The organism is Amycolatopsis cynarae, from assembly GCF_026802195.1.
GTDB lineage: Bacteria > Actinomycetota > Actinomycetes > Mycobacteriales > Pseudonocardiaceae > Amycolatopsis_E > Amycolatopsis_E rhizosphaerae.
In genome coordinates this window covers 2,444,288-2,464,569 of record NZ_CP113836.1, presented here as the reverse complement: position 1 = coordinate 2,464,569, position 20,282 = coordinate 2,444,288, and the positions used below count along the sequence as shown (strand labels likewise).

At 71.3% G+C, this 20,282-nt stretch carries 17 protein-coding genes; 11 read left to right on the top strand and 6 right to left on the bottom strand.

The features are described 5' to 3' along the window. Together ORV05_RS11660 and atzF are read left to right on the top strand one after the other, a co-directional pair. Positions 1 to 2,046, top strand: coding sequence for a 5-oxoprolinase/urea amidolyase family protein (locus ORV05_RS11660; protein WP_268758483.1), 2,046 nt, complete (start codon positions 1 to 3; stop codon positions 2,044 to 2,046). Continuing rightward, the gene (gene atzF, locus ORV05_RS11655) at positions 2,043 to 3,692 is read left to right on the top strand and encodes an allophanate hydrolase (protein ID WP_268758482.1); all 1,650 of its coding nucleotides are present in this window, start codon (positions 2,043 to 2,045) and stop codon (positions 3,690 to 3,692) included. Before ORV05_RS11660 ends, atzF begins: the two co-directional genes overlap by 4 nt. A 51-nt stretch (positions 3,693 to 3,743) precedes the next feature. On the opposite strand, the gene ORV05_RS11650 is transcribed toward atzF, so the two are convergent. Then, a complete protein-coding gene (locus ORV05_RS11650; protein WP_268758481.1) occupies positions 3,744 to 4,340 on the bottom strand; it encodes a TetR/AcrR family transcriptional regulator in 597 nt (198 codons plus the stop codon). 141 nt (positions 4,341 to 4,481) lie between these two features. Here ORV05_RS11650 and ORV05_RS11645 point away from each other — a divergent pair, with 141 nt between their 5' ends. Further along, positions 4,482 to 5,123 carry a CatB-related O-acetyltransferase gene (locus ORV05_RS11645; protein ID WP_407652744.1) on the top strand — a complete coding sequence of 214 codons (642 nt, stop codon included), beginning with the start codon at positions 4,482 to 4,484 and terminating at the stop codon, positions 5,121 to 5,123. Between the two features lie 54 nt (positions 5,124 to 5,177). Next, complete coding sequence (locus ORV05_RS11640; RefSeq protein WP_268758479.1) at positions 5,178 to 6,464, top strand: erythromycin esterase family protein; 1,287 nt, start codon at positions 5,178 to 5,180, stop codon at positions 6,462 to 6,464. A gap of 108 nt (positions 6,465 to 6,572) precedes the next feature. Here ORV05_RS11640 and ORV05_RS11635 read toward each other — a convergent pair whose 3' ends face one another. After that, a complete protein-coding gene (locus tag ORV05_RS11635; protein WP_268758478.1) occupies positions 6,573 to 8,168 on the bottom strand; it encodes an AMP-binding protein in 1,596 nt (531 codons plus the stop codon). 113 nt (positions 8,169 to 8,281) lie between these two features. Between ORV05_RS11635 and ORV05_RS11630 the strand changes: the two genes are divergently transcribed. Then, complete coding sequence (locus ORV05_RS11630; RefSeq protein WP_268758477.1) at positions 8,282 to 9,097, top strand: helix-turn-helix transcriptional regulator; 816 nt, start codon at positions 8,282 to 8,284, stop codon at positions 9,095 to 9,097. Positions 9,098 to 9,220: 123 nt separating this feature from the next. Here the strand turns inward: ORV05_RS11630 and ORV05_RS11625 are convergent, their stop codons facing one another. Genes ORV05_RS11625 through ORV05_RS11610 form a run of 4 tightly spaced genes read right to left on the bottom strand, consistent with a single transcriptional unit; the run spans position 9,221 to position 14,130 of the window. Continuing rightward, a complete protein-coding gene (locus ORV05_RS11625; protein WP_268758476.1) occupies positions 9,221 to 10,378 on the bottom strand; it encodes an acyl-CoA dehydrogenase family protein in 1,158 nt (385 codons plus the stop codon). An 8-nt stretch (positions 10,379 to 10,386) separates the two neighbouring features. Continuing rightward, positions 10,387 to 11,586, bottom strand: a complete 1,200-nt coding sequence (locus tag ORV05_RS11620) for a CoA transferase (RefSeq protein ID WP_268758475.1) — start codon at positions 11,584 to 11,586, stop codon at positions 10,387 to 10,389. Beyond that, positions 11,583 to 12,680, bottom strand: a complete 1,098-nt coding sequence (locus tag ORV05_RS11615) for an alcohol dehydrogenase catalytic domain-containing protein (protein ID WP_268758474.1) — start codon at positions 12,678 to 12,680, stop codon at positions 11,583 to 11,585. The genes ORV05_RS11620 and ORV05_RS11615 overlap by 4 nt, the downstream gene beginning before the upstream one ends. 31 nt (positions 12,681 to 12,711) lie before the next feature. Continuing rightward, entirely contained in the window at positions 12,712 to 14,130 is a 1,419-nt protein-coding gene (locus tag ORV05_RS11610; protein WP_268758473.1) for an aldehyde dehydrogenase family protein, read from the bottom strand. 157 nt (positions 14,131 to 14,287) lie between these two features. On the opposite strand from ORV05_RS11610, the gene ORV05_RS11605 reads away from it, so the two are divergent. The 6 genes from ORV05_RS11605 (at position 14,288) to ORV05_RS11580 (ending at position 20,281) form a co-directional block, all read left to right on the top strand. After that, positions 14,288 to 15,946, top strand: a complete 1,659-nt coding sequence (locus tag ORV05_RS11605) for a long-chain fatty acid--CoA ligase (protein WP_268758472.1) — start codon at positions 14,288 to 14,290, stop codon at positions 15,944 to 15,946. 79 nt (positions 15,947 to 16,025) lie between these two features. Continuing rightward, complete coding sequence (locus ORV05_RS11600; protein ID WP_268758471.1) at positions 16,026 to 16,844, top strand: N-acyl homoserine lactonase family protein; 819 nt, start codon at positions 16,026 to 16,028, stop codon at positions 16,842 to 16,844. Between the two features lie 65 nt (positions 16,845 to 16,909). Continuing rightward, positions 16,910 to 17,353: an FmdB family zinc ribbon protein gene (locus ORV05_RS11595; RefSeq protein ID WP_268758470.1), complete on the top strand. Its 444-nt coding sequence runs from the start codon at positions 16,910 to 16,912 to the stop codon at positions 17,351 to 17,353. Between the two features lie 18 nt (positions 17,354 to 17,371). Beyond that, positions 17,372 to 18,085, top strand: a complete 714-nt coding sequence (locus ORV05_RS11590; protein ID WP_268758469.1) for a GntR family transcriptional regulator — start codon at positions 17,372 to 17,374, stop codon at positions 18,083 to 18,085. 220 nt (positions 18,086 to 18,305) lie between these two features. Beyond that, on the top strand, positions 18,306 to 18,809 hold the full coding sequence (locus ORV05_RS11585) for an SRPBCC family protein (protein ID WP_268758468.1): 504 nt from the start codon (positions 18,306 to 18,308) through the stop codon (positions 18,807 to 18,809). Further along, positions 18,806 to 20,281 carry an aldehyde dehydrogenase family protein gene (locus tag ORV05_RS11580; RefSeq protein ID WP_268758467.1) on the top strand — a complete coding sequence of 492 codons (1,476 nt, stop codon included), beginning with the start codon at positions 18,806 to 18,808 and terminating at the stop codon, positions 20,279 to 20,281. The genes ORV05_RS11585 and ORV05_RS11580 overlap by 4 nt, the downstream gene beginning before the upstream one ends. Position 20,282 lies beyond the last annotated feature (1 nt).

Genomic DNA, 20,282 nt, shown 5'->3' with positions numbered 1-20,282 from the left:
ATGACCACGATGGACACGCCGGTACCGGTGGACACCGGCACCATGACCGTGCTCGCGCCGGGTACGCAGACCACCGTGCAGGATCTGGCCGGACGGGGCGGACTGTGGGATGTCGGCGTCCCGCCGTCCGGCGCCTGGGACGACCTGTCCTTCGCACTGGCCAACGCCGCGGTCGGCAATCCGCCGGGCGCGGCCGGGCTGGAGGCCGTGCTGACCGGCCCGGTGCTGCGGTTCGGCCGCCGGGTCACCGTATGCCTGACGGGAGCGGCTTTCCAGGCCACAGTGGACGGAAGACCGCTGCGGCCGGGGGTGGTGACCACGGTGGCGCCGGGCTCGGTCGTCGACCTCGGCCGGTGCGCGGGCCCCGGCATGCGGGCCTGTCTCGCCGTCGGCGGCGGGATCGCGGTGCCCGAGGTCTTCGGCAGCAGGGCGACCTTCCTGCTGGGCGGTTTCGGCGGCCTCGGCGGCCGTGCCCTGGCCGCCGGGGACGTGCTTCCGCTGGGCCGCACGGAAAATCTCGTCGCCCCGGCCGACGTCGCGTCCCTCCTGCCGCGCCTGGGCACGGAGTGGACGGTCCGGGTGCTCGCGGGACCGCACGGCGCGCCCGAGTACCTCGCCGAGGACGCGGCCGCGGACCTGCTCGCGGCCGCCTGGACGGTGGACCACCGCGCCGACCGGACGGGCGTGCGCCTGTCCGGCCCGGCCCCGCGATGGGCCCGGCGGGACGGCGGCGAGGCCGGGCTGCACCCGTCCAACATCCACGACAGCGCCTATCCGGTCGGCGGGATCATGCTCTCCGGCGACACCCCGGTCGTCGTCGGCCCCGACGGGCCGAGCCTCGGCGGATTCGTGGTGCCGTTCACCGTGATCCGCGCGGACCGCTGGATGTTCGCGCAGGCCCGGCCCGGCGACACGGTGCGGCTCGTGGTCGTCTCCCCCGAGGAGGCCGAGGGAATCAACGCGGAACGGGCCGCGCTGCTGGCCGACCCTCGTGCCGCGGTGGCCGCCGGGTTCGAACGCGGCCTGGCCGGTCTTCCCGCCCCCGCACCGGTCCGGCCCGCGCCCCGGCCCGAACTGCTGCGGGAACACGGGTTGCTGCGCATCCGGCCCGCCACCGGCACCGCCCCCGCGCTGGTGATGAGCCGGGCCGGCGATCATCACCTGCTCGTCGAGGCGGGCCCGGCGGAACTGGATCTCCGGGTACGGGTCTGGGTTCACCTGCTCGCCGAGTCGCTGCGCCGGTCCCGCACCGGCGGGGTCACCGAGATCGTCGAGGGCGTGCGGTCCCTGCTCGTCCAGGTGGATCCGGCGCGGCTGCCGCTGGCGCGACTGGCCGGACTGCTCGACGAACTCGCCGGGGAGGTCGCCGATCCCGCGGGCGTCACGCTCGAGGTGCGGGAGGTCACCCTGCCGATCGCCTTCGACCATCCCGCCGCGCACGAGGCGATGGCCCGCTACGCGCGTTCGGTGCGGCCGGACGCGCCCTGGTGCCCGGACAACGTCGAATTCATCCGGCGCATCAACGACCTGGCCGACCGGGACGAGGTGTTCCGCATCGTGGCCGACGCCACCTATCTGGTCATCGGGCTCGGCGACGTCTACCTGGGCGCTCCGGTCGCGCTGCCGATCGACCCGCGGCACCGCCTGGTCACCACCAAGTACGATCCGGCCCGCACCTGGACGCCGCAGAACGCCGTGGGCATCGGCGGGGTCTACCTGTGTGTCTACGGTATGGAGGGCCCCGGGGGCTACCAGCTCGTGGGGCGCACCGTGCCGGTCTGGCGGCACGTCCCGGGTTCGGGCGAACGGCCCTGGCTGCTGCGCCAGTTCGACCGCCTGCGCTTCTCCCCCGTCACCCCGGCGGAACTGGCCGATCTGCGCGCGGACATCAGGAGCGGACGGTCCGCACTGCACACCCGGCCCGCCACCTTCTCCTTGTCCGAAGTGGACGAACTCGAGGCACGGCACGGCGAGGAAATCACCCGGTTTCGCGGGCGCAGGCAAGCCGCTTTCGAGGCGGAGCGGGAAAGGTGGCACCAGCGATGATGAACGATCCACTGGCCGCGCTGAAGGCGGCACAGGACCTGGCCCAGCCCGCGTTCGTCTCGCTACTGGCGGAAGACCGGGTTCGCGAGCTCACCGCATCCGCTCCGGACGGTCCGCTGACCGGCGTGCCCTTCGCGGTGAAGGACAACATCGACGTGGCCGGGGTGCCGACGACGGCGGCGTGCCCCGCCCTCAGCACCGCGGCGGCCGAATCGGCCTTCGCGGTGCACCGGCTGCGGGAACACGGCGCGGTGCCCATCGGCAAGACCAATCTGGACCAGTTCGCCACCGGGCTGGTGGGCACGCGATCCCCGTACGGCGCCTGCCACAGCGCGGCCTCGCCGGACCACGTCAGCGGCGGGAGCAGTTCGGGCAGCGCGATCGCGGTCGCGCTCGGCGTGGTGCCGTTCGCGCTGGGCACGGACACCGCGGGCAGCGGCCGGGTACCGGCGGCGTTCAACGGTCTCGTGGGCGTGAAACCCTCCCGGGGCCTGGTGTCCACGCGGGGCGTGCTGCCCGCGTGCCCGTCACTGGACTGCGTGACCACGCTGACCAGGACCGTCGCCGACGCGCGGGTGGTGCTGGACGCGCTGATCGGCTACGACCCGGCGGATCCCTACGCCCGCCCGATGCCGGTGGCCGCGCCGCCCGGAGCCGCACGGTGGATGCGGGTGATCGCGGTGCCGGACGGGCCGCTGGACCTCGACCCGGAGCACGAGGCCGCCTGGCGTGCCGCGCTGTCCCACGCCGGGTCGATCGCGCACGTGGTCCGGGTGGATGTCGAACCGTTCCTGGCCGCGGCCCGGCTGCTCTATGAAGCGGCCTTCGTCGCCGAGCGGCTCGCTGCCTTCGGCCACCTGCTCGGTGAGGACGAGTCCGTGGATCCCACGGTACGGCGGATCGTGCTGGGCGCGCGCCGGTTCACCGGCGCGGACGCGTTCACCTGCATGCACGAGCTCGCCCGCCTGCGCCGCCGCGCCGAGCAGACGTTCCTCGGGGCCGACGCCCTGCTGCTGCCGGTCACCCCGGGCCACCCGACGCTCGCCGCCGTCGCGGCCGACCCCGTCGGGGTCAACTCGCGCCTGGGCACTTTCACCAACATGGCCAACCTGCTCGACCTGAGCGCGGTCGCGGTGCCCGCCGGAAAACGGCCCGACGGGCTGCCCTTCGGCGTGCAGCTGCTCGCCCCCGCCTTCGCCGACGGACCGCTGCTCGACCTCGCCGCCCGCTGGGCCGGGGAGGCGGCCGCACCGCCCCCGGCCCGCACACTGCTGGCGGTGGCCGGGGCGCACCTCACCGGGCAGCCGCGCAACGCCGACCTCGTCCGGCTCGGTGGAAGACTGCACAGCCGGGCCCGCACCGGTCCCGGCTACCGCATGTACACAGTGGACGGTCCGCTGCCCAGGCCCGGGCTGGTGCGCACCGGTGACGGGCCCTCCGCCGGAATCGAACTGGAGGTGTGGGATCTGCCGGAAGCGGCACTCGGCGCGCTCCTGCCGACGATCACCGAGCCGCTGCACCTCGGCCCGCTGACCCTCGACGACGGGAGCACCGCGCTCGGGTTCGTCGCCGACCGCACCTGCGCCGACCCCACCCGGGACATCACCGCGCACGGCGGCTGGCGCGCCTACCTCGCCACCCGCTGAGCCGACCGGCCCCCCCGCTCCGGCCGAAGGCCCGCGCGCTCGGCGAGCCGGTCACCGGGGAGGTCCGAAGGCGCCGGCGGCCGCGGCGAGGGCGGCGGTTCTGGCCGCATGGCGTGGCAGCAGCGGGTCGGGCGGCGTGCGCAGGAGCACCAACTGGTGGTACAGCGGCGCGGTGGCGGCGATGAGCAACCGCCGAGCGTCGGTGCCCGGCGGGAGTTCGCCGCGCTGCACGGCCCGGCTGACGACGCTCTCGCAGCGGGCGTAGCGGTCCTCCCACAGTCGTTGCTGGGCGTCGGCGGCCTTTTCGGAGCGGAACGAGGCGGCGATCAGGGCCGCCATGACCGGCGGTCGCGCGGTCATGGCGTCCTGGATCTCCTGGTTCAGTGCCGCCAGGTCGTCTTCCAGTGAGCCGGTGTCCGGGGGATGCCAGTCATCACCGCTCGCCGCGTCGAGGACGTCCGCGAGCAGGCCGCCGACGTCGTTCCAGCGCCGGTAGACCGTAGCGCGGTGCACGCCGGCGCGGGCGGCGACGGCCTCCATGGTGAGCCCGTCGAAACCGTGTTCGCCGAGCTCCGCGAGGACCGCGTCGAGCACCTGTGCGCGAATACGGGCGGTGCGGCCGCCGGGGCGGCGCTGAGGCGGTGGCACGGGTCGGGTTCCTTCCGGTCGTGGTGCCGGGAAGTGATCAACGGGTTGCCCGGCGGCGTCATGGCACGATATTAATGTAACGTCTGTCGCGTTAGCTTGGGCATGATCGCCCGCGAACACCTTCCGCAAAGGAAACCCCTCGTGCCCCTTGTCCCCGCCGACCCGACCGTGCTGCATCCGATACCCGGGCAGCCGCGGGTGGTGCTGCTGAAGCCGCTGGTCACCTCGCCGCTGATCGAGATCGGCGAGTTCTCCTACTACGACGACCCGGACGATCCGACCGCCTTCGAGACCCGCAACGTGCTGTACCACTACGGGCCGGAAAAGCTGGTCATCGGGAAGTTCTGCGCGCTGGCCGAGGGCGTGCGGTTCCTCATGAACGGCGCCAACCACCGCATGGACGGCCCGTCGACCTTCCCCTTCCCGATCATGGGCGGTTCCTGGGCCGAGCACGCCGACCTCGTCACCGGCCTGCCCGGGCGAGGCGACACGGTGGTGGGTAACGACGTCTGGCTCGGATACCGGTCCATGGTGATGCCCGGCGTCCGCATCGGACAGGGAGCGATCATCGCCTCCGGGTCCGTGGTCGTCGACGACGTCCCCGACTACGGCGTCGTCGGCGGCAACCCCGCCAGGCTCATCCGCCGCCGCTACCGCGATGCGGACATCGACCGCCTCCTGGCCTTGGCCTGGTGGGACTGGCCGCTGGAGCACATCACCGAACACCTCCGCACGATCATGTCCGGCAGCGTCGACGACCTGGAGCGAGTCGCGCCCCGGTAGCCCGCACTCCCCCGTCGCACCTTCCCCTTACCAACACCAGAATCGAGTTTCGGCATGCCTGCTCCGACTCACCACCCCGCGTTCACCGACTGGCTTGGCAGCCAAGCCGTCCCATTGACCCACCTCGACCCCGAGGCACCGCTGGACGACCTGGAACCGCTGCGCGAGCTCACCGGCTCGGCCCGCGTCGTCGCGATCGGCGAGAACTCCCACTTCATCACCGAGTTTTCCCAGCTGCGCCAACGCATTCTCCGGTTCCTGGTCGAGCGCTGCGGTTTCACCGTCCTGGCCTTCGAATACGGCTTCAGCGAAGGCTTCCCCCTGGACGCCTGGGCGCAGGGGGAAGGCCAGGACGACGAGCTGGCGGCCCATCTCGCCGCGGCGATTCCGATCGGTGTGGCTGAGCCACTGCGCTGGATGCGCCGGCACAACGCCACCACCGGAGTGCCGGTGCGTTTCGCCGGGATCGACATCCCGGCGGCCGGTGGGTCCCTGCTTCCCGCGCTGGACCCGGTGGCCGACTACCTGAGCCAGATCGACCCCGAGGTCCTTCCGATGATCCAGAAGGCCATCGGGATCGCCGGGTCGTTCGCCGGTGCCTCCGCGGCCGCGGCCGCACCGGCGTGGACCCGCCTGGCCGCCGCCGAGCAGGATGCGCTCAGCGCGATCCTGATGCGCCTGCTCATCCGGTTCCGTGCCCTCTCACCGCTGTACGTCTCCCGCGGTGACCACCACGGTTTCGATGTCGCCCTGCGTCGCCTCGAGGCCGCCTGCCACGCAGACTACGGCTTCCGCGCCATGGCCGGCCTGTACGACGGAACCGGCCTGACCGCCGACACTTCGGCCCGGGACGTCTACATGGCCGAGTCGGTCCTGTGGCACCTGAAGCACTTCGAGCCCGGGACCCGCGTCGTGCTGGCGGCCCACAACGCCCACATCCAGAAAACGCCGGTCTCCTTCGACGGCCACCTCACGGGGCTTCCGATGGGGCAGCACCTGCGCCGCGCCCTTGGCGAGCGCTATGTCTCCCTCGCCCTGACCAGCATCGCCGGGCACACCGCCGACATGCGCCCCGACGAGAACGCGCGTTTCGGTTTCGCCATCGACACCACCGCGCTGCAGCCGCCCGAGCCGGGAAGCGTCGAGGCCGCCTTCGCCGATGCCGGGCTCGGGCTGAGCATCGCCGATCTCCGCCAGGCACGCACGGAGGCTTCCGGCGGCACGGGCCCGGACCGCATCCGGATCCAGAGCGCCTACGTCCACACCCCGGTGCTCGACGCGTTCGACGCCATCCTCACCACCCCGGCCTCCACCGTCGCCGCTGACCTCGAGAACACGTGAGACAGCAGCCCCAGCCCAGCGCTCACCCAACCCGGGGGCAAGCCGTGAAGGGTCCCTTCACAGTCGAATCGACTGTGAAGGGACCCTTCACGGCCAACACAGGGGCGCTCAGCCCTTCCGGAGGAGGAAGCGCTGAATCTTGCCACTCGGGGTCCTGGGCAGTTCCGGCACGAAGTGGATCTGCCTCGGGTAGGCGTGGGCGGCATAGCGGGTCTTGACCAGCTGCTGCAACTCGGTCACGAGGTCGTCGCCGCGCTCGGCGTCACCGCGCAGCACCACGAACGCGGCGACCACCTCGCCCCGCAGCTCGTCGGGCAGGCCGACGACCGCGGCCTCGGCGACGGCGTCGTGCTCCAGCAGCACGCTTTCCACCTCGAACGGCCCGATCCGGTAGCCGGCCATGAGGATCACGTCGTCGTCCCGCGAGGCGAAGAAGATGTAGCCGTCCTCGTCCTTGGTCGCCGCGTCCCCGGTGAGGTACCAGCGTCCGTCCTCGCTGAACCGCTCGGCCGTGCGGTCCGGCGCGTCCCGGTAGCCGGTGAACCACATGAGCGGGCTCGCCGTGAGATCCACCGCCACGCGGCCCTGTTGCCCCGCCGGAGCGGCCTCGTCACGGTCGGCGTGCAGCACCTCGACGGTCCACCCCGGCAGCGCCCGGCCCATCGACCCGGGCTTGAGTTCGCCCTTGATCTCCGGGTGCCAGCCGTTGGCGACCACCATGCCGAGTTCGGTCTGGCCGTAGTGGTCCAGGATCGGCACCCCGAAGACCTGCTCCGCCCAGGCGATCACGTCCGGGTTCAGCGGCTCGCCCGCGGACGAGCAGTGCCGCAGCTTCAGGCCGTCCGGCACGGGCAGGTCCGCGTTGCGCAGTGCGCGGTAGACGGTGGGGCCCGCGGTGAAGTTGGTGACCCCGAAGGTTTCCAGCACCGAGAACGTCAGTTCGGGCGAGAACCCCGAGTGCAGCAGCAGGCTGCGGCGCCCGAGCGCGAGCGGTCCGATCAGCGCGTAGTAGAGGCCGTACGCCCAGCCGGGGTCGGCGGCGTTCCAGAACACGTCGGACTCGCTGTGATCGAGCCCGTACTCCTGGTACACCCGCATCGACGCGATCGCCTTCAGCGGGATCGGCACACCCTTGGGGGTTCCGGTGGTGCCCGAGGTGAACAGCTCGACGATGGTGCCCTCGCCGCCGACCGCGACCGGCTCGGCCATCGGTTCGGCCTCGAGCAGGTCGGCGAAGGCGATGTCGTCCCCGCGCGCCGGGCCCGCGACCACGATCCGGCGGTCACCGCCGGGGATCTCGTCGAGCTTGGCCCGCTGGCCCGGGTCGCTGATCACCACTTTCGTGCCGTTGCCGCCGACGCGGATGGCGATCGCGGGCGGCGCGAACGCGGTGAACAGCGGCACCTGCACCGCGCCGAGACGCCAGATCGCCAGCACCGCGATCACCAGCTCCTCGGACTTCGCCATCAGCGTCGCCACCCGGTCGCCGGGGCCCACGCCCAGCGCGGCCAGCCCGGCGGCGCACCGGGCGGAACGTTCGCGCAGCTCACCGTAGGTCAGGTCGTGGCTGGACAGGTCCGGCTCGATCACGGTGAAGGCGACGGCGCCGTCCGGATGGTCGTCGCACAGCAGCCGGGCCACGCAGGCGTCGGGCCTGGTGAAGCGGGACAGCAGATCGGCGGCGTGGCGTTGCGGACTCGTCATCGAGGCTCCCTGTACGTGACGCTGGTGTTGAGACGTAGCGTTATGCGGGATGGTCCCGGGCCAAGGACGGCCCGGCTACCCCCGGACGGGGGTGGCGACCCGAGGAGCGCAGCGTGAACGACCAGACACACATCCAGCGGACCCTCGACCAGCTTCAGCGGGTCACCGGGCTGCCGCTCGCCTTCGGCGGCGGTGTGCACGGCACGTCACGGGTCCGGTTGAGCGAGTTCGCCGGGAGCAACCGGGGCGCGCTGCGCGGGGTGGTGCTCGGCCCGGGTCTCGGGCTGGGCGGCCGGGTCGTGTCCCTGCGGCGGCCGATGATCCTGCACGACTACGTCCGCTCCCCCGGGATCAGCCACGACTACGACCGGTACATCACCGCCGAGGGCCTGCGCGCGATGGTTGCGGCCCCGGTCGTCGTCGGCCGGACCGCACGCGCCGTGCTCTACGGGTCGACGCGCAGCGACGAACCGCTCGGCGAGCGGATCCTGCAGTCCTTTGTGGACGCGGCGAGGGATCTGGAACAGCGGTTCGCGGTGGAGGACGAGCTGGCGCGGCGGATGGCGCGGCTCGAACAGCAGGCGCAGGCGGAACGCGCCAGCACCCCGGGGACCCCGCAGTGGGAGCGGGTCCGGCAGATCCACGCCGAGTTGCGGGTGCTCGGCAGCCAGACGGGCGACGAGCGCCTGCGCGTCCTCGCCGACCGGCTCGTCACCGCACCGGACGCCGACGCCCCGGCACTGTCCGACCGGGAGCTGGACGTGCTCACCTGCGTGGCGCTCGGCTGGACGAACGCCCAGGTGGCCGCCGATCTGGGACTGGGCGCCGAGACGGTGAAGAGCTACCTGCGCAGCGCGATGCGCAAGCTGCGCTGCCACTCACGCCTGGAAGCCGTGGTCGCCGCCCGCCGCCACGGCCTGCTGCCGTAGCCGCGAACTCCGGGCCCGGACGAGCGCACGGTGCTGTGAGGGGCCCCTCACGGTCGTATCGGCGGGCCCCCTCACAGGAAAGAACACCAGGGGCCCTTCAGGGCAGCGTCCGACGCCGGGGCGTCAGAGGCCGCCGCGGGCGATCAGCTGGCGTGCGATGACGGTTTGCTGGATCTCGTTCGTGCCCTCGCCCACGATCATCAGCGGGGCGTCCCGGAAGTAGCGCTCCACGTCGAACTCGGTCGAGTAACCGTAACCGCCGTGCACCCTGATCGCGTCGAGCGCGATCTCCATCGCCGTTTCCGAGCAGAACAGCTTCGCCATGCCTGCCTCGAGATCGGCACGCTCCCCCGAGTCGTACCGGCGGGCCGCGTGCAGCAGCAGCTGCCGGGCCGCGGTCAGTTTCGTCGCCATCGTGGCCAGGTGGTTGCCGACGGACTGGTGCTGCCAGATCGGTTTGCCGAAGGATTCCCGCTCCTGCGCGTAGCGCAGCGCGTCGTCCAGTGCGGCCCGGCCGACGCCGGTGGCCCGCGCGGCCACCTGGATCCGCCCGATCTCCAGCCCGCGCATCATCTGCGCGAACCCCTTGCCCTCGACCCCGCCGAGCACCGCGTCCGCGGGCACCCGGCAGTCCTCAAAGGACAGTTCGCAGCTTTCCACGCCCTTGTACCCGAGCTTGGGCAGGTCCTTGGAGACGGTGAAGCCCGGCACCTTCTCCACCAGCAGCACGCTGATCCCGGCGTGCGCCGGACGGGCCTGGGGATCGGTGCGGCACAGGAGCGCGACCAGGCCGGAACGGCGCGCGTTGGTGATCCACGTCTTACTGCCGTTGATCACGTACTCGTCGCCGTCGCGCCGGGCCTGGGTACGCAGGGCCTGCAGATCCGACCCGCCGCCCGGCTCGGTGAGCGCCATCGTCGCCCGCAGCTCGCCGGTGGCCATCCTCGGCAGGTAACGCGCCTTCTGTTCTTCGGTCCCGTGGTCGAGCAGCAGCTTGGCGACCACGGTGTGCCCGCCCATCGCGCCCGCCAGGCTCATCCAGCCCCGCGCGAGTTCCTCGGTGACCATCGCGTAGCAGGGCGTCGAAACCCTGACGTCACCGTAGGGCTCCGGGATGGCCAGCCCGTAGATCCCCAGCCGTTTCATCTGCTCGATGAGCTTTTCCGGGTACCGGTTCTCGTGTTCCAGTTCCCGGGCCACGGGACGCACCTCGCGGTCGACGAAGTCGCGCACGGTGTCCACAATGGCCCGTTCCTCGGGGTCGAGTTCGTACACGTTCATCCTTTCGTTCAGGCGCCGACGATCCCGTGCGAGCGCAGACGGGAGACCTCGCGCTCGCTCAGGCCGAGCAGGCCGGTCAGGATCTCGCCGGTGTGCTCGCCCAGACGCGGGGCGGGGACGGCGGGGATCTGTTCCCCGTCGAACACCAGCGGTGAGCCGGGTGCCAGGTAACTGCCGATCCCGGGCTGGCTCACCTTGCCCATCAACGGGTTCTCCGCGAGCATTCCGTCCTGGGCCAGCTCCGAAAACGTGTGGTAACGCGACCAGAGCACCGAGGTGGCTCCCAGCGTGGCGGCCACCTCGTCGTAGTCCCGGGCGGCGAACCACGGTCCGAGCAGCCGGGCCAGGGTCTCGCGGCGGGCGTAGCGTTCCCCGCCACCGTCCAGTCCGGCGACGGCCGGTTCGCCGAGGGCGTCGCCGATTCCGGTGACCCGCACCAGATCCCGCCAGTGCCGGGCGGTCAGCACCACCACCATCACGCGGACGCCGTCCGCGGTGGCGAAGTCACGCCCGAAGTCGCCGTAGATCTGGTTGCCCAGCCTGCCGCGGGGCTCCGGGCTCAGCTGGGCTTCGGCGAGGTGGCCGAGCTGGCCCGCGGTCGCCAGCGCGACATCGCCGAGCGCCACCTCCAGCCGCTGCCCCTCACCGGTCCTCGCCCTGGCCCGCTCGGCGGCGAGCAGCCCGATCGCCAGGTACAGCCCGGTCGCGACGTCCCACGCGGGCAGAACGTGGTTGACCGGGCCTTCGGTGCCCTCCGGCCCGGTCAGCAGGGGGAAGCCGCACGCCGCGTTGACGGTGTAGTCCACCGCGGTGGACCCGTCGCGGCGGCCGAGCAGCCGGGCGTAGATCACGTCCGGCCGCCGCGCCCGGAGGTCCTCATAGGACAGTCCGGGCCGGGGGCGGGCGTTGGTCAGCACCACCCCGCCGCCTGCACCGCCGCCGACGATCAGTTCGGCGACCAGCGCCCGCCCCTCCGGCGAGCGGAGGTCCACCGTCAGCGACCGCTTGCCCTGGTTGAGACCGGCCCAGTACAGGCTTTCCCCGCCCGGGGCCACCGGCCAGCGGCCCCGGTCCGGCCCGCCACCGACCGGATCCACGCGGATCACGTCCGCCCCGAGCCGGGCGAGGGTCATCCCGCCCAGCGGTGAGGCGACGAAACTGGAGAGTTCGACGACGCGCAGTCCGGCCAGCGGCGCGGACGCCGTCACGACCGGTCCAGCTCGATCAGGGACCGCACCCCGTGCCCCGCCTCCATCCGCGCGAAGGCCTCGGGCACTTCGCCGAGGGTGATCCGGTGGGTCACCAGACCGGCGAGGTCGAGTTCCCCGGAACGCACCTGCCCGGCGAGCAGCGGGATGTCCCGGTCGGGATCGGCGGCACCGTAGATGGAACTGGTGAGGGTCCGGGAGAAGTGGAACAGTTCGAGCGGGTTGAACACGACCTCCTGGTCGCGGCGGCCGACCCCGACGATCGTGCACTGGCCGCCGCGCCGGACCGCGCCCCACGCCGTGCGGATCGTGGCCGCGGAACCGACGCATTCGAGTGCGTGGTCCACCCCGCGGCCGCCGGTGAGCTTGCGGACCTGCTTGGCCAGGCCGGGTTCGGAGAGCAGGTACCGGGTGGCGCCCGCCGCCAGTGCGAGCTTCTCCTTCTCCGGCGAAACGTCCACCGCGATGATCTCGGCCGCCCCGGCCGCCCGCGCGCCGAGCACGGCGGACAGCCCGATCCCGCCGAGCCCGAGCACGAGCACCGACTCCCCCGGCCGTACCCCGGCCGTGTTGCGGACGGCGCCGATCCCGGTCAGCACCGCACAGCCGAGCAGCGCGGCCAGATCGAGCGGCACCCCGCCGGGCAGCGGCACAACCGAACGCGCGGGCAGCACGACCTCCTCGGCGAACCCGCCCACCCCCATGCAGGTGTGCACCCGGGTACCGTCCTCGAGGGTGCCGCCGGGGACACTGGTCACCCCTTCGACCGCCTGGCACAGCCAGGGTTCGCCGTGCGCGCAGAACCAGCACTCGCGGCAGGCGGCCGCCCAGTTCAGCACCACGTGGTCCCCCGGCCGCAGCCCGGTCACCCCGGGGCCGGTCTCGACGACGGTTCCCGACGCCTCGTGGCCCAGCACGACGGGGTACTGCGGGGTGATGGTCCCGTTGACCATGGACAGGTCGGAGTGGCAGACCCCGGCCGCGGCGATGCGCACGCGCACGTCCGTCTCGCCGACTCCGGGCAGGGCGACCTCACGGACCTGCGGGCGGGCGCCCGGCTCGGCCACGACGACGGCCTTGACGACGTTGACCACTGAAGACTCCTTGCGGGGAAAGGGGAAACGGCTAGAGCTGGATGGACTTGACCTCGGTGAACTCGTCGAGTCCGAGCCTGCCCATCTCCCGGCCGATGCCGGACTGCTTGTAGCCGCCGAAGGGCGCGAGGGGGTTGTAGGCACCGCCGTTGACGTCGATCTGGCCGGTGCGGACCCGGCGCGCGAAGGCGAGTGCGCGGTCGGTGTCGGCCGACCAGACCGCGCCGTGGAGGCCGTAGCGGGAGTTGTTGGCGATGGCGAGCGCTTCCGCTTCGTCCTGATAGGACAGAACCGACAGCACGGGGCCGAAGACCTCCTCCTGTGCCAGTTCCGAATCCGGCCGCACGTCCCCGAAGACGGTGGGCGAGACGAAGTGACCGGTCCCGAAGCCTTCGGGGGTGCCGGCGCCGCCGGTCACCAGGCGCGCGCCGTCGGAGATGCCGCGGGTGATGAACCCGCGCACCCGCTCGAGCTGGGCCCGGGAGACCAGCGGCCCGAGCTTGGTGCCGGGGTCGAGGGGGTCGCCGGGCGTGAATCCTTCGGCGAAAACCTTGGCCAGTTCGAGTGCCTCCTCCTGGCGGCTTCCGGGGACGAGCATCCGCGTCCAGGCGGTGCAGGTCTGCCCGCCGTTGAGGAAGGCGTTGGCCACACCGACCTTCACCGCGGTCTTCAGGTCGGCGTCGTCGAGGATGACGTTGGCGGACTTGCCGCCGAGTTCGAGGGTGACCCGCTTGACCGTGCGGGCGGCCAGTTCCGCCACGCGGGAGCCCGCCCGCAGCGAGCCGGTGAAGGACACGACGTCGACGTCGGGATGCGTGGCCAGCGCCTCCCCGACCACCGGCCCGTACCCGGTCACCAGGTTGATCACCCCGGGCGGGAAGCCGGCCTCGTGGATCGCGTCGAAGAGCTGGTAGGCGCTCAACGGGGCGACCTCGCTGGGCTTGACCACCACCGTGCAGCCCGCGGCCAGCGCGGGCGCGATCTTGCAGGTGATCTGGTGCAGCGGGTAGTTCCACGGCGTGATCGCGGCGACGACCCCGGCAGGCTCGCGCACCACCAGGGAGTTGCCGACGCGTTCCTCCCGCTCGTCGCCTTCGAGCAGGTCCACGTAGGTCTGGATGTCGGTCAGCGGCAGCCCGGCCTGGATGCGGGTGGCGATCCGCAGCGGCGTGCCCACGTCCCGGGCGATCGTCTCCCCGATCTCCTCGGCCCGTTTGGCCAGCCCGTCGTGCAGCCTCCGCAGGAGCTCCGCCCGCTCGCTCCTCGACGTCGCCGCCCAGGCGGGGAAGGCACGGCGTGCGGCGGCGACCGCCCGGTTCGCGTCCCCCACGGTCCCGGCGGGGATCTCGGCGAGCGGTTCCTCGGTGGCCGGGTTCTCCACTGGAATCGTCTCATCGCTCTCGGCAGCCACCCAGGCGCCGTCGAGGTACAACACGGTCCGTTCGGTCACGAGGACTCCTTCGTCTCCGGCTGAACAGGCAACTGTCCACCCCAGACCGCCGGGGAACACCGACGGCCGATTGCCTGTTGACTCTATTCTATAGAATGTGCAGTATTGGGCAAGCCCCAGTAACCCACATCACCCGGAGGTCAGTGTGGACGGCCTGATGATGGATCAGCCCCTCCTGCTCAACACCCTGCTCTGGCGCACTGAACGGCTCTTCCACGACAAGAAGATCGTCACCAGGACCGGCCCGGGCGAGTACCACAGCTACACCTACGCCGACTACGCGAAGCGGGTGCGGCGCCTGGCCAGCGCACTGCTCGACTTCGGGGTGAAGCCAGGGGACCGCGTCGGCACCATCGCCTGGAACCACTACCGCCACTTCGAGACCTACTTCGGCGTGCCCGGGATCGGCGCCGTCCTGCACACGATCAACATGCGGCTGTTCCCCGAACAGCAGCAGTACCTGATCAACCACGCACAGGACTCGGTGCTGATCATCGACGAGGACCAGATCCCCGTGGTCGAGCAGCTGGTCGAGCTGGGCATCCCGTCGGTCCGCGCGTTCATCGTGATGGGCGACGGGCCGGTCCCCGAAACCACGCTGAGTCCGGTACACCGCTACGACGACCTCGTCGCCGCCGGTCACGAGGACTACGAATTCCCCGTCTTCGACGAAAACACCGCGGCCGCCATGTGCTACACCTCGGCGACCACCGGCGATCCCAAGGGCGTGGTCTACAGCCACCGCGCCATGGTGCTGCAAGCGATGTGTCTGGCCATGCACGACAAGCTGAACATGAGCGAACGCCAGGTGTGGCTCGAAGTGGCCCCGATGTTCCACTGCAACGGGTGGAACATCCCGCACACCGCACTGCTGCAGGGCGCCACCCTGGTGCTGCCGGGCATCCACCCGCTCGACGCCGACTACGTGCGCACCATCGAGGACCTGCGCGTCACCGGCATGAACGGCGCGGTCACCATCGGCACCATGATGCGCGACTTCGTCCGCGCCTCGGACCGGGAATGGGACCTGTCCTCGCTCGAGACCATGTGGCTCGGCGGGCAGGCCCCCTCGCTGGCGATCATGCAGTGGTGGGAGCAGACCTACGGCACCTACGTGGTGCAGGGCTACGGCATGACCGAGTGCACCCCGCAGATCTGCTTCAACTCCATCAAGAGCACCCTGGCCGAGCGCGGCGAGGACGAGGTCTACGCGCTGCGGCAGAAGGGCGGGCAGCCGATCCCGCTGATGAAGATCAAGGTGGTCGGCGAGGACGGCGCCGAACTCCCCTGGGACGGCACCAGCGTCGGTGACTTCTGGGTGCAGTCGCCGTTCACCGCGCGCGAGTACTTCGAGGACGAGCGCACGAAGGAAAGCATGGTCGGCGGCTGGTTCCGCACCGGCGACGTCGGCGCGATCGACCCCGACGGGTACGTGATCATCAAGGACCGCTCGAAGGACCTGATCAAGTCCGGCGGCGAGTGGATCTCCTCGATCGACCTGGAGAACGCGCTCATGGCGCACCCGAAGGTCCGCGAGGCGACCGTCGTCTCGGTGCCGCACGAGAAGTGGCTCGAACGGCCGCTGGCCTGCGTCGTGCCCGCCGACGAGTCGCTGACCGAAGATGAGCTTCGCGAATACCTGCTACAGGGATTCGCGAAATGGTGGATACCCGACTCCTTCCTGTTCGTCACCGAGGTCCCCAAGACCAGCGTGGGCAAGTACAACAAGAAGGAGATCCGCGGTATCTACGCGCAGGGAGGCAACGCCGAAATCCTTCGCCGGATCGGCGTCGGCTCCGCCAAGCCCGTCGCGTGAGCGCGGGCGGACCCGATGAAGTGTCCCCCGTCCCCGCGGGTGGCGCGCGAAACACCGCACAGGAAAGGTGCATGAGCCAATGACCGATGCCGACAAGATCAAGCTCACCATCCTGCCGACGGGCACGATGCACGCCGACCTCGTCTGGCTGCTGATCGACCCCAGCCGGATGGCCAGCCGCAACAACCGCGAGCGCCTGCGCGACTGGGTCGAGCTGCCCACCCACGTCGTCTACATCGAACACCCCAGCGGGAAGAAACTGCTGTGGGACGCGGGTGTTCCGCGTGACTGGGACACCCGGTGGGCGGCGCCCGGGTTCAACGAGGTGTTCCCGGTGGACACCGTCACCGAGGACATGTGGCTGGATTCGCGGCTCAAGCAGCTCGACCTGGAGCCGGGCGACATCGACTACCTGTTGCTGTCCCACCTGCACCTCGACCACGCGGCGAACGCCCAGCTGTGGGCGAACACCGGCACCACCATCGTCGTCGACGAGGAGGAGAAGAAGGGCGCGTTCAGCTTCGACGGCTACAACCTGGGCGCGCACATCAAGTCCGATTACGACGGTCTCGAGCTGACGACCATCAACGAGGACACCGAAATCCTGCCGGGCATCACCCTGCTGCGCACCCCGGGACACACCTGGGGCACGTTGTCGATGAAGGTGGACCTCGCCGACAGCGGCACCATGATCTTCGCCTCGGACTCGCTCTACCGCAGGGAAAGCTACGGTCCGCCCGCGACCGCGGCCGGCATCGTCTACGACACCGTGTCCTGGTTCGCCTCGGTGGAGAAGATCCGGTCCGTGGCCGAGCAGACCGGCGCCACCGTCGTGTTCGGACACGACGACGAGCAGATCAAGAACCTCAGGACCGGGGTCGGCAACTACTACACCTGACAAGCACGCACGGCCCCGGCTCCCACGCCTCGCGGAGCCGGGGCCCCGCCCGGCAGGAGACCACCATGCCCCTGTACGACTACGTCAGCGACTGCGGAACCCGGTTCGAAAAACTGGTCGAGAGCTGGCGCACCCCCAACCCGCCCTGTCCGCACTGCGGTGGGCCCACCCGCCGGGCACCGAGCCGGATCAGCATGATCGGCGCGGCCGCTCCCCCGCCCGGCGACACCGGGGCGCCCACCTCATGGGAAGGCACCGGCGGCGGCGACCGCGCGACCATCGCCCACTGGCGGCGCAGGCTCGAAACCCGCCGCGCGTTCGAGGAGCGGCATCCCGAGCACGCGACCCGCCGCGAGGCGATCGCCGCGCACGAAGGCGTGTTCGAACGCACACCGCTGACCTACCGCGAACTGGCCGGTCGCGCGGCCGAATCGCGCGACGCCACCCAGGGCGCGGCAGCGGCGGCGCAGGAGCGCACCAAACCCACCACCGCTCCGGCAGACCGGTAGTTCTCTACACTGGAGAAAATGGCGGTAACGGAACCTGGGGCGCGCATGAACGGCGACTACGTGGGGCGGCGAACCTCGTTCGACACGAAACAGCAGCTCAGCGAGAAGGTCGCCGCCTATGTCCGCGAAGGGATCATGGTCGGCGAGTTCCGCGCGGGCGAATACATCCGCACCGAACGGCTGGCCCAGGAGCTGGGCGTCTCCCCCACCCCCGTGCGGGAGGCGCTCATGCTGCTGGGCAGTGAGGGCACCGTGCGGTGGGAACCCCGGCGCGGCTACCGGGTCGTACCGCTGACCCCGCGTGACGTGAGCGACCTGTTCGACGTGCAGGCGTTCATCGCGGGCGAGCTGGCCGCACGGGCCGCCGAGGCGCTGCCGGACGCCGAACTGGACCGGCTGGAGAAGCTCCAGGCCGACCTCGAGGCCGCCGACCGCGCCCAGCTTCCCGAAGAGGTCGACCGGCTCAACTTCGAGATCCACCGCACGATCAACAAGGCCTCGGACTCGCACCGGATGGCCACCCTGCTCAACCTCACCGTCAGCTACGTGCCACTCCGGTTCTTCGGCACCATCGAGGGCTGGTCGTCCGCCTCCGCGCACGACCACGCGCCGATCTTCACCGCGTTGCGGGAACGCGACACCGAGGCCGCCAGGACCGCCATGCGGGAGCACATCCGCCACATCGGCGACCTGCTGGTGTCCCACCTCAAGGCCCGCGAACTCCTCAGCTGACCCGCCCCGCCGCGTAGGCAAAGTCCGGTTCGCTCGGCCCCCCGGTCGAGGCTGCCGTGAAGGGTCCCTTCACAGTCGATTTGGCCATTAGGGACCCTTCACGGCCATTCACAGCGCGCAGCAGGGGCACCCAGCGACGGGGCCGGTGCACCTCAATGTTGACATTGATTGATGTCAGCAATACGGTCGGCGGCAACGCACCTCCGAAGGGACGCCACCCATGACGCGCTGGTACCCGCTCGACGCCGCCGACGACGACTTCCTCGACACGGCGCGGTTCCGGTTCGAGCACACCACCGAGATCGCCGCACCGCCGGACCGCGTCTGGGAAACGCTGACCGCCGACGACGCACTGACCTCTTGGACGAACCTGATCACCGGGGCCGAATGGACCTCACCGAGGCCCTTCGGCGTCGGCACCACCAGGACCGTCACCCTGGCCCACGGGGCGGCCGCGCTGCGCGAACGGTTCTACCGCTGGGAAGAAGGCCACCGGATGACCTTCAGCGCCGAGGCCGCCAGCCGGCCCGGCTTCCGCCGCTTCGCCGAGGACGTCACGATCGAACCCCACGCCGACGGGACGCGGCTGACCTGGGTGTTCGCCGCGGACGCCGCCGCCTGGTTCGCTCCGCTGCTCGAGATCTCCCGGCCGGTGCTCTCGCGGGTGACGGCGGGATGGACCCACGGCGCCGGGCGCCGCGCCGGCCGGGGGGTGCGCCCATGACGAGCACAGTGGACAGTGCGATGAGGACCTTCGATGTGGTCAGCCCGCTGGACGGCGAGGTGGTCGCCAGCCACCCGGTCGCGGATGCCCAGGAGGTCGCCGAGGCGGTGCGGGCCGCACGCGAGGCCGCGCCCTGGTGGGCGGGGCTGAGCTTCGCCGAGCGTGCACGCCGCCTCGACGCCTGGCGCGGGGTGATCGCCCGCGGGGCGGACGAACTGGCCGGGCTGATCCACCGCGAGATGGGCAAACCGCGCTCCGACGCGATGCTGGAGATCGCGATGGCGCTGGAACACCTGGCGTGGGCGGCGAAGAACGCCGAAAGCGTGCTCGGGCCGCGGTCGGTCCCCTCCAGCCTGCTCACGCTCAACCAGGCCGCGAGCCTCGAATACCGGCCGCTGGGGGTGGTCGGTGTGATAGGCCCGTGGAACTACCCGGTGTTCACCCCGCTCGGCTCGCTGTCCTTCGCTCTCGCCGCGGGCAACACGGTGGTGTTCAAGCCCAGCGAGTACACCCCGGGTGTCGGGCTGTGGCTGCGTGACGCGTTCCGGCAGGCCAACGGCCACCGCCCGGTGCTGCAGGTGCTCACCGGTGACGGGAGCACCGGTGAAGCCCTGTGCCGCGCCGGTGTCGGCAAGATCGGTTTCACCGGCTCCACCGCCACCGGCAAGAAGGTGATGGCCGCCTGCGCCGAAACCCTCACCCCGGTCCTCATGGAGTGCGGCGGCAAGGACGCGCTGCTGGTGGACGCGGACGCCGACCTGGACGCCGCGGCGGAGGCCGCGGTGTGGGGAGGGCTGTCCAACGCCGGGCAGACCTGCCTTGGCGTCGAGCGGGTGTACGCGCACCAGGACATCTACCAGCCCTTCCTCGACCGGGTCGTCGCGCTGGCCGGCGGGGTCCGCGCCGGGGACCAGATCGGCCCCATCACCATGCCGGGCCAGCTTCTGGTCATCGCCCGGCACATCGCCGACGCGCTGGCCAAGGGGGGCCGCGCGGTGCTCGGCGGGCCGTCCGCGGTGCAGGGGCGGCTCGTACAGCCGACCGTCCTGGTCGACGTCCCCGAGGACAGCACCGCGATCACCGAGGAGACCTTCGGCCCGACCCTGACCGTGTCCAGGGTCCGGGACATGGACGAGGCCGTCGCGCGCGCCAATGCGAGCCGGTACGGCCTCGGCGCGAGCGTGTTCTCCCGGCGCAACGGCGAGGCCATCGCCGCCCGGATCCGTTCCGGGGCGGTGTCGGTGAACTCCTTCGTCGCCTACGCCTCGATCCCGTCGCTTCCGCTCGGCGGTGTCGGCGACTCCGGTTTCGGCCGGGTGCACGGTCCCGACGGGCTCAAGGAGTTCACCTACGCCAGGGCGATGTCGCGGCAGCGGTTCCCGTCCCCGCTGCCGCTGACCACGTTCCGCCGGTCTCCTCCGGTGGACGCGGTCGTGCGCACGCTGGTCCGGTTCCTGCACGGGCGCCACTGAC